13 protein-coding genes are annotated in these 14,298 nt (G+C 41.6%); 2 read left to right on the plus strand and 11 right to left on the minus strand.

The genetic code is table 11. From position 1 onward, the window contains the following. Positions 1 to 57: 57 nt before the first annotated feature. The 8 genes from ACP69X_RS06855 to ACP69X_RS06890 form a co-directional block, all read right to left on the minus strand. Entirely contained in the window at positions 58 to 1,533 is a 1,476-nt protein-coding gene (locus tag ACP69X_RS06855; RefSeq protein WP_426052541.1) for a UDP-N-acetylmuramoyl-L-alanyl-D-glutamate--2,6-diaminopimelate ligase, read from the minus strand. Positions 1,534 to 1,744: 211 nt separating this feature from the next. Next, positions 1,745 to 3,664 (minus strand): stage V sporulation protein D, encoded by a 1,920-nt coding sequence (locus ACP69X_RS06860; RefSeq protein WP_039178327.1) that lies wholly within the window; start codon positions 3,662 to 3,664, stop codon positions 1,745 to 1,747. A gap of 128 nt (positions 3,665 to 3,792) precedes the next feature. Continuing rightward, positions 3,793 to 5,943, minus strand: a complete 2,151-nt coding sequence (locus ACP69X_RS06865; protein ID WP_041085214.1) for a penicillin-binding protein — start codon at positions 5,941 to 5,943, stop codon at positions 3,793 to 3,795. 7 nt (positions 5,944 to 5,950) lie between these two features. Beyond that, positions 5,951 to 6,298 (minus strand): cell division protein FtsL, encoded by a 348-nt coding sequence (gene ftsL / locus ACP69X_RS06870; RefSeq protein WP_039178324.1) that lies wholly within the window; start codon positions 6,296 to 6,298, stop codon positions 5,951 to 5,953. Positions 6,299 to 6,335: 37 nt separating this feature from the next. Continuing rightward, entirely contained in the window at positions 6,336 to 7,268 is a 933-nt protein-coding gene (gene rsmH / locus ACP69X_RS06875; protein ID WP_060699162.1) for a 16S rRNA (cytosine(1402)-N(4))-methyltransferase RsmH, read from the minus strand. Positions 7,269 to 7,334: 66 nt separating this feature from the next. Then, a complete protein-coding gene (gene mraZ, locus ACP69X_RS06880) occupies positions 7,335 to 7,766 on the minus strand; it encodes a division/cell wall cluster transcriptional repressor MraZ (RefSeq protein WP_003211163.1) in 432 nt (143 codons plus the stop codon). A 128-nt stretch (positions 7,767 to 7,894) separates the two neighbouring features. Then, positions 7,895 to 9,514: a bacillithiol biosynthesis cysteine-adding enzyme BshC gene (bshC, locus tag ACP69X_RS06885; RefSeq protein WP_426052542.1), complete on the minus strand. Its 1,620-nt coding sequence runs from the start codon at positions 9,512 to 9,514 to the stop codon at positions 7,895 to 7,897. Between the two features lie 65 nt (positions 9,515 to 9,579). Then, positions 9,580 to 10,479 carry a 2-dehydropantoate 2-reductase gene (locus ACP69X_RS06890; protein ID WP_426052543.1) on the minus strand — a complete coding sequence of 300 codons (900 nt, stop codon included), beginning with the start codon at positions 10,477 to 10,479 and terminating at the stop codon, positions 9,580 to 9,582. Positions 10,480 to 10,689: 210 nt separating this feature from the next. On the opposite strand from ACP69X_RS06890, the gene ACP69X_RS06895 reads away from it, so the two are divergent. Next, on the plus strand, positions 10,690 to 11,169 hold the full coding sequence (locus ACP69X_RS06895) for an N-acetyltransferase (protein ID WP_007499784.1): 480 nt from the start codon (positions 10,690 to 10,692) through the stop codon (positions 11,167 to 11,169). Positions 11,170 to 11,214: 45 nt separating this feature from the next. Here the strand turns inward: ACP69X_RS06895 and gerR are convergent, their stop codons facing one another. The 3 genes from gerR to ACP69X_RS06910 all read right to left on the minus strand — a co-directional run bounded on the left by gerR (position 11,215) and on the right by ACP69X_RS06910 (position 12,607). Continuing rightward, entirely contained in the window at positions 11,215 to 11,754 is a 540-nt protein-coding gene (gene gerR / locus ACP69X_RS06900; protein ID WP_041084939.1) for a sporulation-specific transcriptional regulator GerR, read from the minus strand. 139 nt (positions 11,755 to 11,893) lie between these two features. Then, positions 11,894 to 12,067, minus strand: a complete 174-nt coding sequence (rpmF, locus tag ACP69X_RS06905; RefSeq protein WP_008354700.1) for a 50S ribosomal protein L32 — start codon at positions 12,065 to 12,067, stop codon at positions 11,894 to 11,896. A 21-nt stretch (positions 12,068 to 12,088) separates the two neighbouring features. Further along, positions 12,089 to 12,607 carry a YceD family protein gene (locus ACP69X_RS06910; RefSeq protein ID WP_019743276.1) on the minus strand — a complete coding sequence of 173 codons (519 nt, stop codon included), beginning with the start codon at positions 12,605 to 12,607 and terminating at the stop codon, positions 12,089 to 12,091. A 206-nt stretch (positions 12,608 to 12,813) separates the two neighbouring features. On the opposite strand from ACP69X_RS06910, the gene ACP69X_RS06915 reads away from it, so the two are divergent. Then, a complete protein-coding gene (locus tag ACP69X_RS06915) occupies positions 12,814 to 14,058 on the plus strand; it encodes a nucleotidyltransferase (RefSeq protein WP_041085215.1) in 1,245 nt (414 codons plus the stop codon). The last annotated feature ends 240 nt before the right edge of the window (positions 14,059 to 14,298 follow it).

A 14,298-nucleotide genomic window follows, 5' to 3' on the forward strand; every position in this document is an offset into this window, starting at 1 on the left:
TCTTCGTATGTTGTTTTTGTACAAAATGCTTCATTTCATTACACTCTTTTCATCATTTTAAGATTTGTTTAGATCTAAAATAGCGTCCATAGCAACCTTTGCATCATCAAAGTCGTACACTTGATCGCCAACGATTTGATATGTCTCATGGCCTTTACCCGCTATTAAGACTGTATCGCCTTTTTTCGCATTGGCAATTGCAAAAAAGATGGCTTGTTTGCGATTCACAAAGCTATGATAATATGCGTCTGGCACACCATTTTCCATATCCTTTAAGATAGCTGAAGGATCTTCGCTTCTTGGGTTGTCTGATGTAAATACAGGCTCATCTGCATACTTCACAGCGATTTGGGCCATTTGAGGACGCTTTGTTTTATCACGGTCGCCGCCGCAGCCTATCACACAGAAAATTTTGCCCTCTGTTAATTCTCTACACGTTGTCAGGACATTTTCTAAGCTGTCAGGTGTATGGGCGTAATCGACGATGACAGGGAAATCTTGATCACAGTTCACAAGTTCAAATCGGCCTTTGACTCCCTCCAGCTCTTCAATAGCACTCACAATCGTTTCAAATGTTAGGCCAGATACGATCCCTACTGATACAGCTGCTAGGATGTTGTACACATTAAACTTACCGATGAGGGCAACTGTCACATTTTTTGTGCCAATTGGAGTGATTAAATCAAATTGAGTTCCCTTCGGCTTGATTTGAATATTCTTTGCCATGACATCTGCTTTTTGCTCTAAGCCATATGTCATGACTTCAGCAGCTGTCACTTTTTCATAGTAACTCGAAGCATCATCATCCGCATTTAAAATCGCATGCTTTGGCTTATCGTGATGAAAGGCACTGCCCAGCTGTGAAAACAGCAAGCTTTTCGCATGTTTATATTCTTCCATTGTGTTGTGGTAGTCAAGATGGTCCTGCGAAAGGTTTGTGAAAACGGCAATATCATAATCACATCCATGTACCCTGCCAAGATGCAGTGCGTGTGATGATACTTCCATAATGGCTATGTCTACATCTTGATCAAGCATCTGTTTAAAGGTCTTCTGAAGTGTGACACTTTCAGGTGTCGTGTTTTTCACATCGAGAATGTCATCATTCACCTTCATATACATCGTACCGATTAAGCCTGTTTTCTTTTCGGCTTTTCTCATCATTTGTTCAATCATGTGTGTTGTGGAAGTTTTTCCGTTTGTGCCTGTGATCCCGATGAGATTCAGCTTATGAGTTGGCTGTTCGTAAAACGCATCAGCTATTCTTGCAAGAGCTCTTTGAGAGTGTTTCACAATAATGACTGGTACATCTGTTATGTTAAGAGGGTGTTCTGCTACAATCGCTGCAGCCCCGCTTTTCACCGCTTTTTCAGCATAATCGTGTCCATCTACTGTATAGCCTTTTATACAGACAAAAAGGCTTCCTTTTTTCACCTCTCTAGAATCCATTTCGATGGAAGTGATATCAGGATTTTCGTTTATTAATTCGTTGTTTTCACTTTTAAAGTATGTAAGGAGTTCTTGTAATTTCATTTCATATCAAACCTCTCAAATTCGTTCACGTGCATGTCTTGCGAAAAAAACACACAGTCTATATTTTATCGTAAAAAAAAGGATACATCCAGCGTATTCCTTAAGTTTCTCTTGGAAAAAACACACTTTAGGTTCTTTTTTTCAAACAGACCTTCTCTTTCAACAAAAAGAGGCAGCCGAATGAGTGCGGCTACCCTCTGTTCATTCTTTATTATTCATCGTTTAAGTATAATCTGATGGTGGAGCCTTCTTTGACCTTCGTCCCAGCAGCAGGTGATTGCTTCACCACTTTACTGCCAGTTCCAGAAGCATCGATCTTAAGATTAATCAGGAGGGATTCAAGGTCTGAAACAGATCCCCCTACAAGATTCGGTACCTCAATGGTTTTTGTGTCCAGCCACTGGTACTTCTTTTCAATTTGTCCTTTTCTTTTTTTCACACCCATTTCAGGCAGGCTGTCCCGCATAATATGACCCACAATTGGTGCAGCAACTGTCCCGCCAAATTGAATGGTGCCTTTCGGGTTATCTACAGCCACATATACAACGATACTTGGATCATCAGCAGGCGCAAAGCCGATAAACGACACAATGTGGTTATTTTCCATGTACTTGCCGTCTTTTACCTTCTGTGCTGTCCCTGTTTTTCCGCCAACTCGATATCCTTCAACAAATGCATTTCGGCCAGTCCCTTGAGCGACTACACTTTCAAGCGCATATCTGATTTCTTTTGATGTTTCTGCTGAAATCACTTTCTTTTTGGCAATCGGTGATTGCTTTTTCACAACCTCTTTTGTGATTGGATCTATCCATTCTTTTGCAATGTACGGCGTGTAAAGTGTTCCGCCATTTACCGCTGCGGCTACGGCAGCTACTTGCTGTATCGGCGTAACAGATACACCTTGACCAAAGGCAGTTGTCGCCTGCTCTACAGGGCCAACTCGGTCCAGCGGGAACAAAATGCCTCGCCCTTCCCCTTGAAGATCAATTCCTGTTTTTTGGCCAAACCCGAAATTTTTAATATAGGAAAATAATTTATCCTTTCCTAGACGGTCGCCTAGTTCAACAAAGCCAGGGTTACATGAGTTTTGCACCACTTCTAAAAATGACTGTGATCCGTGCCCGCCTTTTTTCCAGCACCTAAGCCTTGCACCATCTACTGTTACAGATCCGCTGTCAAAAAAATGATCGCGTTTTAAATTGACTTTTTTCTCTTCTAGTGCTGCTGCAAGTGTAATTATTTTAAACGTTGAACCTGGCTCATATGTGCTCCACACCGGTAGATTTCGGTTAAACACTTTCGAGTCAACTGATTGATAATCCGCTGGATCAAAATCCGGTCTGCTCGACATCCCAAGCACTTCACCGTTCTTCGGATTCATCGCAATTGCAATCATGCCGTCTGGGTTATATTTTGCCTGCGCGTTGTCTAATTCCCGCTCTATGATGGTTTGTACTTTCGCATCGACAGTTAACTTCATATCAAGGCCATCTTTAGGCGGTGTATAATCATCTGCTTCATCTGGCATTTTCTGCCCTTTTGCATCGGAATAGAACTTTACAGAGCCTTTTTCACCTTTTAGGTCATCATCATAATAGGCTTCCAGTCCAAGTAACCCTTGATTATCAATTCCAGCGAAGCCAAGCACATGAGAAAGAAAACTGCCGAAGGGATAGTGTCTGATGCTGTCTTCCGCAACATAAACGCCATCTAAATCAAGCTCTCTGACTTCTTTTGCTTTTTCATGAGATACTTTTCTCCCCTCTGGAGAAATTCGTTCGATTGATGTTTTCTTTGTGACATGCTTGTACGCTTTCTCCTCAGACATATTCAGTACTGCCGCCAGTTTCTTGCTTGTTTCTGCGGGATCTTTAATTTGCCGCGGAACGACCAATATAGATGGGGCACTTTTGTTCGTCGCAAGTTCCACCCCATTTCGGTCCAAAATATCTCCCCTTTCTGGTTCGAACGGGAGGTTCCGGCTCCATGAATCTTTTGCTAAGCTTGTGAGCTTTTCACCCATAATAAACTGTACATATCCTAATCTAGTATCTATGATGAAAAAAATGATCACCCCAATCAGCAGCACGAAAAGCAATCGTTTTCTCACTGTTACACTTGATACTCGCACGCCCGGTTCACTCCTTACATACATATGGCTTGTTTCCATCATATGCAGGCCCGTCCTTATGTAGAACGTCTCGTCTATCCCGCTCGGCAAAAGAAAAAACCTAGCAAGTCGTTTGCTAGGTTTTGCAATTAATTCGGGCTTTTAAATGTCACAGTGACAACTTTATCTGAAATCTCCGCTCCACTTTTAACACTTTGTTTGACAGCATATCCTTGTCCCTTTGTTTCGATATGCACACCGGAAATGGATGCATATTGAAGGACTTCTCTTCTCGACCAGCCTGTCATATCAGGCATTTTGATGGTTTTTCCTGCTGTTTTCAAGAAAACTTTCTGGCTTTCAGAGAATTCAGAACCTGCACTTGGCCACTGTCGTTTAATGGAGAGGCCGTCGCCGATGACAACAGGCGTTAAGTTTTTGTTTTTGGCTTCAGTTTCCGCCTGCTTCACTTCTAAATCTAAGAATGAAGGCATTGTTTCTTGCTTCACTTTTTGTTCGCCTGATTTTTTATCGTCTGTTTTTGTTGGTGCAATATTTAAATATAGCAGACTATTTTTCATCACTGGGTTAAAGATTTGTGCAACTGGGGCAGAGCCAGTTTCTGTGTCAGACAGCTGCGGCTGCTGTACAGCTACATAAACGAGCAGCTTTGGATCATCTTTTGGCGCCATTCCCATAAATGAAAAGACGTAATCATTTCTTCCTTGGAGGTAACCGCCGGCACCGCCAATTTGTCCTGTTCCTGTTTTTCCAGCAACGTCAAAGCCTTTGATTTGATAAGGCTGACCTGTTCCAATCTTCGATGAAACAACCTCACCTAAAATGTCACGTACTTGCTTTGCTGTATCTGAGGAAATTGGTTTTCCAGCTACTGTTGGTTCGTGCTGTAAAATCGTTTTGTTTGTGTTCGGGTCTGTAATATGATCAATGACATATGGCTTCATCATCGTTCCGCCGTTTGCTATCGCTGTCGCTGCTTCGATTTGTTGAATCGGTGTAATAGCAGACGCTTGACCGTAAGCTGTCGATGCTTTGTCATATTCGTATCTGTAATTGATTTTACTAGACGCTTCGTTCGGCAAGTCAATACCTGTTTTGTCGTAGAAATGGAACTTCTGCAAATATTGTTCGTAGCGCGTGAAGCCTAACTTTTCTTTTGCCAGCTTTGCAAAGGCTACGTTTGACGAACGGAGAACACCTTCATGAAAGTCAATTTTCCCCCAGCCATTTCCGTTGTTATGGTCTCTTACAAGGCCGCCGCCTACTTTATAAGTACCAGATTGATATTTATCATTGCCTTGGTAGACCCCTTCTTGGATTGCCGCAGCAAGTGTAAAGATTTTCATCGTTGAACCTGGTTCAAACGCATATGAAATGACATCATTGTTATAATTCGTAATGTCTAATTCATTTAAATTAAAGCTTGGCCGCTGTCCCATCGCGAGCACCTTGCCCGTTTTTGGGTCAACGACTGTAGCAATGATTTTCTTCGGTTTATATTTTTTGGCAACCTGCGTCATACTTTCTTCAAGGAACGCTTGGATTTTTTGATCGATTGTCAGCGTGACATTTTTTCCATCCTTCGGAGCGACAATGTCTTCTTTACTATTTGGAAGAGCCCATCCACTTCTGTCACTGTTATATGTCACATAGCCGTCTTTTTCTTTTAAAAATTTGTTCAGCGCCTTCTCAAGTCCCATCGCGCCTGACATGTCCTTTGTCGCCTCATCTAATCTTGCATAACCGATCAGATTTGAAGCAAACATGCCGTTTGGATAATATCGCTTCGTGTCTTTTTCAAATGCGATCCCTGGCAGCTTTAGCTTTTCAATTTTTTCCTTTGTTGAAAAACTGATGTCTTTCCCAGCTTTACCAAACTCAACTTGGAACGCACCTTTAGTATTCAGACGCTTTAAAATTTCGCTTTCGCTCATATCAATTACTTTTGACAGCTCTTTTGCTGTCTTTTCTTTGTCGACGACATGCATTGGGTGCTTTGGATCGACCGTCATTTTCTTGCTCATGATCGCAATGAGTTTATAGACAGATGTATCCTCGGCAATCACATTCCCATTTCGGTCTAAAATAGACCCTCTTTTGGCTTCAAGTGTTTTCTTCGATTGATATTGTTCATTTGCCTTTGCGGCTAACACTTGACCATCGACCGTTCCTGTAATCTGAATATAAATAAAACGTGCAAGGATGATAAAGAAAAACAGGGCGAAGCAAATACTCGCAATTGCCGCGCCTCTGTTCATCATTTTATTCTTTTTAGGCATCGCCATCTTAATCGACCTTCTTAACATCTTTCGAAATGCTTAAGCCTGCTTTTTTCGCAGCTTCGATAATTCTTTCTGGTTCACTCAGCAAGTCTTTTTCCTTTTGAAGCTCAGTAATCTTCTTCGATTCTAAAGATACTTGCTGCTCTAATTTCTGCACCTCGATATTGGCGTGATAGACAGCAAAGGCTTTAGAAATGATGAGAATGGAGCTGCACATAAGAGCCATGACAAACATGACAAGTAAGATTTTTTCACCAAGTGTGATAGAACCTCTTCTTTTAATAACAACCGATTGGCCTTGCTGCTCTGTTTGATATTGTTTTACTTCTCTTTGGTAAGCCAAATTACTCATAAGAAACCTCCTTTTTATCATCATCTATGGTGTCGTTTTACTTTTTTTCTGCAATTCGGAGCTTCGCTGAACGGGCACGGTTGTTATGTTCCAGCTCTTGTTCTGATGCAACGATTGGTTTTCTCGTGATCAGCTTCAGCTTTGGTTCAAGTCCTTCTGGAATCACTGGTAGTCCGTGCGGAAGTTCTGGAAGAGAAGACATTTCTTTAAATGTACTTTTACAAATCCGGTCTTCAAGTGAATGGAATGTAATGACAGAAATTCTCCCCTTCGGATTGAGTAACTCTATTGCTTGTTCTAGTGCTTCTTCAAAAACTTTCAATTCATCATTTACGGCAATTCGGATCGCTTGAAACACTCTTTTTGCTGGATGTCCGCCAGTTCGTCTTGCAGGTGCGGGAATTCCTTCTTTGATAATGTCGACAAGCTCACCTGTTGTTTCAATTGGCGCTTTTTTTCTAGCTTCTTCAATTTTGCGTGCGATTTGCTTGCTGAATTTTTCTTCCCCATATTTGTAGAAAATCCGAACTAGATCTTCAAATGGCCATTCATTCACCACTTGCTTTGCCGACAATGCGGCTGTTTGATCCATTCGCATGTCAAGAGGTGCATCATGGTGATAACTAAAGCCTCTCTCTGGTGTGTCGAGCTGAGGAGATGAAACCCCAAGATCAAAAATCACACCGTCTACGCTTGTAATGCCTTGTTCATTCAGACGTTCTTTTAAATATCGGAAGTTGCTTTTTATGAAAAGAATGTTCGCTTTAGCATCCGCGAGCTTCTCTCGTGCATGATCCAGTGCAGCATCGTCTTGGTCAAATCCAATCAATGTACCTTTTTCTGATAGTTGAGATAGTAAATATGAGCTATGACCTGCTCCGCCCAGCGTGCAGTCTACATATGTACCGTCTTCTTTGACGTTTAAACCGTCAACTGTTTCTTTTAATAATACTGTCTCATGTTGAAACATGATGTTATGGTCCCACCTTTTTCAAATAGAAATGAATGTGTAGAAAGCTTGCTGCACAAGGGATTATTATATATCAAACCCAATCATGTTTTCAGCAATTTCAGCAAAAGAATCTTCTTGCTCTTCTGTATATTGTTCCCAGATCGACTTACTCCACAACTCAATTCGATTTGAAACGCCGATGACCACACATTCTTTTTCGAGTTTTGCATATTGGAGTAGGTTTGATGCGATGTTAATACGCCCCTGCTTGTCCAGATCGCATTCAACTGCGCCGGAGAAGAAGAACCGGGTAAACGCACGTGCATCTTTTTTCGTTAGCGGCAGTGCTTTGAGTTTCTCTTCGATTAGTTTCCACTCACTCATAGGGTAGCCAAATAAACATTGATCAAGCCCTCTCGTCAGCACAAACTGTTCTCCGAGACCGTCTCTAAATTTAGCAGGGATGATCATGCGCCCTTTTGTATCAATCGTATGTTGGTATTCACCCATGAACATGATAATCAGAGCCCCACTTTCTCACCCTTACTCTCCACTATCCACCACTTCTCTCCACAAAACTTATTTTACACTGTTTCTACATAAAAAAAAACCCTGAACTAGTCAGGGTTCATTAAAACTTTATTTCAAAGTTTGACAATTTGCTGCTTGTTTTGAAATGAAAATGGCAGATTTTTGAACGTTTTGAAGAATTCTGGACCATATTTGTTTAAAAAGTACATGATATTCCAAATTCTTTCTTGCGGGGCATCTAGTGGCTTTAAGCTGTTTTCAATCCGTTCAAAATCCCGAAGGATATATCCTTCCTTCTCTTCCACACGCTGCGCCACCTTTTGATAAACAAATTGAAGCTGGTCTTCGATAAATTTGGCATTTTTATCTAGCAGCTGCTCGAAGTTTGGTTCAACCTCCAGTGCTTCTTTTCTCAATACACCGTGAACTTTCGCTAATTCACGTTTTGCATGATCAACGGCTTGAACAAAGCTGTCTGGAAGGCTCTGCTCAAAGTGAGCCTCTTTCTTTTCTTTTACTCCGCTTGTGAGCACTTCTTCTACAGAAAGTTCTCTAGCCGGCAGCTTCTTATCGATGTGCCTTTCAAGAATGGTCACGTGCAGTCTTGGAAGAACAGGTGCCATCTTTAATTTAAAATGCTCAAAGATTCCTTTCAGCTCTCCCCAATAGTTGACTTCACCGTGTCCTGCCATAAAAGCAAGTGTCGGGAGAAGGGTTTCCTGCATTAAGGGGCGCGTCACCACATTGTTGCTGAACCGTTCTGGGTGCTCCTCAATTTCCTGCAAAAGCTCTTCTTTTGTCCATGTAAGCCCCACTTCTGATATAGAAAACTGGCCGTTTTCTTTTTCAATAAGGAAACGCTCCTCATCATATTCGTAAAACAGGTTCGCCTGATTGTCACCAGCTTCAATGATCGGCTGATATCCCGCTCGTTTCATGGCAGCCTGCGTTTCATTCAAACGAGCTGTGACCGCATCATTTGTCTCGACAATGTGCTTGAACAACGTACGCTCAAGTGGTTTAACGCCTAAGTCTCCTGAATTAAATAGAAGAAGTCCATCTTCTTCAAAAAGGTCGCATACAATCCATTCAAAGAAATCCGTAAACGTTTGTGATTTGCGTAAACATCGAAGAAGCTGATCAAGCAAGCCATTTGTATATGCAGATTCCTCATACGTTGAAAACACGTCACGTAGCCATTTCTCTGTTTTTTCTTGATGCAGCGCTGTTCTTTTTGCAGCAGTTTTTTTGACGTTATGTAATGGCAGCTTTTGCTTGACTGGACCTTTTTCGCCAGATGTGTAGACAAAATTAATTTCATCTACGTCATGATCCTCACCTGCTACCCAAAAGACTGGAATCACAGGAACGCCAAGCGCTGATTCTTTTTCTTTTGCGAACTGAATAATGGATATGATTTTATGTATGGTATAAAGCGGTCCTGAAAGTAGGCCTGCCTGCTGCCCTCCAACCACCATGACACTCCGCTTGTCACGGATCTTTTCAATGTTCTGACGCATCGCTGCCGATTCAAACTTTGCGTGGTATGCGCTCATATAATCTGCTAAAGCCTCCCGCGGGAAGCTCATTTCCATGAGATCGTCGTATCTCTTTTTCCATGTGTGCTCAGAATGTATATCATAATCAAAAAAAGCAGTCATCTCTTTTTTTTCTTCTATATAATCACGTATGAATAAATTCTGACTTCGGATGGAAAGTTCAGTCAATTGCATGTTTAGAACTTCCTTTCTTCAATAAATAGTTAGTTTCCCGAAAAAAGTATAGCATGTAAATGAGCTCACTCAAAAGATTTTGTTTGCTTTTTTTCCAATACTTCCAAGCTTCGATTGAAGAAAGTAAGATGAGGCGCCAGAATCTCTTGAGCTTGAGCCTTTTTTAAAAGATAGCCAACGATGGCTTTTCTTTCGGTTTCACGGCCTTTGACGATATCTTGAAGCATCGACGATTGATTGGCGGCCGTTTTCTTACAAATTGAAACGACGTGTGACCAGAGCTGCTCTTTTTCAGCCAGACCTAAAATGGACAATGCTTCTTCAAATGCACATTTCATCATGTATTCATATGAAGGATTTGCGATCAATTCCCCATTTTTCACATGCAATAATGCCGTGAGCGGGTTAATGCAGACATTGACTAGCAGTTTTTCCTCCAGCACTTTTTTCCATTCATCCGTATAAATCATCTGAAAATGAGCCGGCGTTCCGTTTAAAGCATTTCTCACATCAGCTGCATCCTCAGGATGAAAAGCCCCCCACTTGATGACACCAATCCCTGTATGGTTTACTGCATGATCTGATACCTTCATGGCCCCGTGCTCTACGACACCTATATAAATTGTATGCGCCGTTTTCCAGTTTTCTAAATCTAATAAGTGGGCCATGCCATTTTGTAAAAATAAGATTCGCTGACGAGGTAATGTCGATAGTTCATCAAGCACCTCTTGCAAATGATGATATTTCACTGTCACAATCAGCAGATCAAATCGTCCTGTAATGCCTGCCCGTGCCTGAGCAGCCGACCGGAATGTCTCTCCTTTTACCATTCGCTTAATTCCTGATGTTTGAATCTCCTCTGCTTGTTCTTTTCTTCTTGTTAAAACAGTGATGTCATGATGCTGTGATAAATAACTGGCACAAAGCAGACCAATCGCACCGCCGCCAATGATTCCAATGTTCAACTGCCGCACTTCCCTTTTTCTGTTTACTTCATCATATCAACCATTTTAACAGTTTCATGCCGTGATGCAAAAAGCAGTTGGCGCGCCGCGATTGAATTTTTTTAATTTAAAAACTATAATAATAAGTGTAAAAACTTTTTGAGGCGGATGGGTTGAAAACGCCTTCAATGACATCACTGTCGACATTATGTGTGTAAGGGGGAAGATCATATGACACAAGTAAAACGACTTCTAATCAATTACAAAACTTTAGAGGAATTTAAACAATTTAAAGAATATGGGATACAAGAACTATCCATGCTTGAAGACCTTGAAAGTAATATGATTGAAAATGACAGCAACTCTCCATTTTACGGGATTTATTTTGGAGATAAGCTGGTCGCACGTATGAGCCTATATCAAGTGGACGGCTCGACGACAACGTATTTTGACCACAATCATGATTATTTAGAGCTATGGAAGCTGGAAGTGCTTCCTGGGTATCAGCGTAAAGGGTACGGCGAGGCACTTGTTGATTTCGCCAAATCTTTCGGGTTGCCTATCCGAACCAATCCACGCGTCAAATCTGCCGGTTTTTGGGATAAAATGGGCTTTGAAGCGGTGAAATATGATATGGAACGCGACAAAGGCGAAAATCCACTCATCTGGGAGCCTGCCCATATTCAGAAGAATACAGGTGAATCTGCTTAATACTGATGGCAAAACGCCCCTCCTTTCTCTGTGAGGGGCGTTTTCTTATTTAGCATATTCTTTTAAGTTGATATTCTGTTTGACTCTTTCAACAATCCCAATGAGTGCCCGGTAATCTTCTTCTGTCATTTTTAATTGCCGCTTCAAATGTTCATTTTCTTCCGTGAGCGATTTCAGTTGATGCTGTGCATCCGCTAGTTCTTCCCGTAAATAAGCAGAGCCAGCAGGTTCTTTTTCAAGCTGCTCTAAGAACTGAATCACTTCTCGCAAGGTCAATTCAGCCTGATCTGAAGATGCCTTCTCTTCTATCGTTAACGTATTCTGTGGTAAACCCGAGGAATGAATCCCAATCTTTTTACGCAGTTCTTTTCGCTGTTTTTTCGCCAGCTCAATGCCGGCCTGATATTGTTTTCTGACGTATGAGTTCCATCTGAATCCACATGCTGCAGCTGTTCTTGACAATGCTTTCCCAACTTCCTCAAATGCGGAAAGCTGCGTTCCTCCATCACGAATGTGTCTTAAGACGACTTCTGCTAAAAGTAAATCTTCATCTTGTGTCCATGCATCCTGCCTTGTAATCGTCAATTGATCATCCCCCCTGAATCTGAATACCACATCATATGCGCTTACTAGAGTAGATAGACTATTTGCAGGAGAGAAACCTAAAAAAATAGACAAATAAAAAAACGCAAGGGAAGATTCCCTTACGCTTTTTTATCAAGCATTAGTTGCTTTTTACGTCTTTGCCTTTGTATGTTCCGCAAGATTTGCAGACACGATGAGAAATTTTCATTTCACCGCATTCTGGGCAAGCTACCATACCAGGTACTTGTAGTTTGAAATGCGTACGACGCAATCTTTTTTTCATTTTAGAAGTTCTTCTAAAAGGTACAGCCATTATTCCCACCTCCTTAAAGAGTTAAGATTCATTATTTTCTTCTAAGAGCTTCTTCAAGCCTTCCAGACGCGGATCAATTCGGTTTTGATGTGCATCTTCCGAAATGACCGCCCAGTCATTCCCTTCCTGTGGTGCAGCACCTTTTACGTCTGTTTGATCGCAAAAGATTTGCATCGGCACTTCAAGAAGAATTTCTTCCTTGACAATAGGCGTTAAGTCGATGATATCGTCTTCTACAACAGATACGTCTTCATCTTCTATATCGTCTGTCTTATGAAGTACAAATAGTTCTTTCGTTGAAATCGCAAATGGATAATTTACATCAACAAGCGTTCTTGAACAAGGCAATGTCATTTCACCTGTGATGGTTAAATCAAATGCGACTTGCTTTGATTCGATCACTCCAGTCCCTTTCACCTCTACTGGTGAAATGCGACGTATATCTGAATGAAGGCTAGTAAGTTCATTTAAGTCAACCGTCTCATGAAAATCGAAGCTGTTTTTAGCTTTTTGATGTAACTGATAAACTGTCCATTTCAATTGTATCACCTCTAAGAGCAACAAACATGATTATAGCTTTCATCATGCTATTTGTCAATATTTTTTCTTTACAGTCCTTTGTGATGTCAAAGCGTTGTTTGACATCAGTTCACGGAATGCCTACACTGAAAAAAATGGGCTTCATTTTTCCCTTATGCTACTGTAGCATAGACCATTTAACCATAGCAAGAAAGGCGGAACATCTATTGAAAGCAACAGGAGTCGTTGTCGAGTATAATCCATTTCATTATGGACATGCCTACCATGTTCGTCAGGCGAAAACACATACCTCCTCAGATGTAGCCATTGCCGTCATGAGCGGTTCCTTCCTCCAGCGCGGAGAGCCTGCCATCGTCTCTAAATGGGCACGTACTAAAATGGCATTGCAAAACGGTGTAGACATCGTATGTGAGCTTCCATACATATATGCAGTGCAAAAGGCAGAAACCTTTGCAAACGGCGCTGTGTCCATTCTAGACGCTTTAAAATGCCGCTCCCTTTTTTTCGGAAGCGAGGACGGAGATATCAAAGCATTTGAGCGAACAGCTCACGCTTGGCATGAGAAAAAAGAAGAAATTGATCTTTTCACAAAAGCAAAGGTCAAAGAAGGGCTTAGTTATCCAGCTGCCTCTGCCGCTGCGTTTCAAGAGATCATTGATCCTAAACACTTACTGGATTTGTCTAAGCCCAATAACATTTTAGGCTTCCATTATGTCAAAGCCATCTTAGAGAGATCTCCTCACATAGAGCCCTTTACCTCTCAAAGAATTGCATCAGGCTATCATGATCAAGAGCTTCCTGAACATCAGAAAATCGCAAGCGCAACAAGCATCCGAAAAGCCTTAAAAGAGAATGGATCATTTGAGACTGTTGCCTCTTATCTCCCGGAAGCTTCGCTTAAGCAATTACATGACTATTATTCTTCTTATGATCTTTTACATACACAAGAAGACTATTTCAGCTTCTTAAAACATGTGTTTCACACAATGGATACAGCGGAACTAGAAGGCATCTATGAAATCGAAGAAGGCATCGAACACCGCATGCAAAAGGCGATCACACATGCGTCCTCCTACGAGGAATATCTATCACTTTTGAAAACAAAACGATATACCTGGACAAGGCTGCAGCGGATGAATACGCACCTTTTAATGAGGGTAAAGAAAACTGTCATGCATGAGCTGCTAAACGAGAAACACACGCCATACATTCGTTTACTTGGTATGTCAAAGAAAGGACAGCAATACTTATCACTTGTCAAAAAAGAATTGGACGTACCGCTCATCAGCAAGCTGTCTTCCTTTTCACACCCTGCCCTTGATCTTGACATTCGCGCTTCCCGCGTCTTCAGCCTTCCTATCAGCGAACCAATGCAAACAAAGTTAACAGAAGCAGAATTTAAAACCTCACCGATCCGCTATGATGAAGAGACTGGTCTCTTCCAATCTTGATAAAAAGAGCAGCCTTGATAAGGGCTGCTCTCTGATTGTTGACAAAGGGCTAAAATGATCTTTATTTTAGTCCTTTGTCTTCTTTTCAGCGTGATAGAAAACCTTTGAAGTCTAGGAAGGGCGAGCACCGGAACGGAGCGAATTTGACATTCGTGAGTACCGGCGCAGAGACCTGACACCGAATGCGAGGGTTTGTCTACACGCTGAGAGCAGCCTTGATAAGGGCTGCTCTTTTTTTAC

It is taken from the genome of Bacillus sp. DC4300-2b2, assembly GCF_049895685.1.
GTDB lineage: Bacteria > Bacillota > Bacilli > Bacillales > Bacillaceae > Bacillus > Bacillus safensis.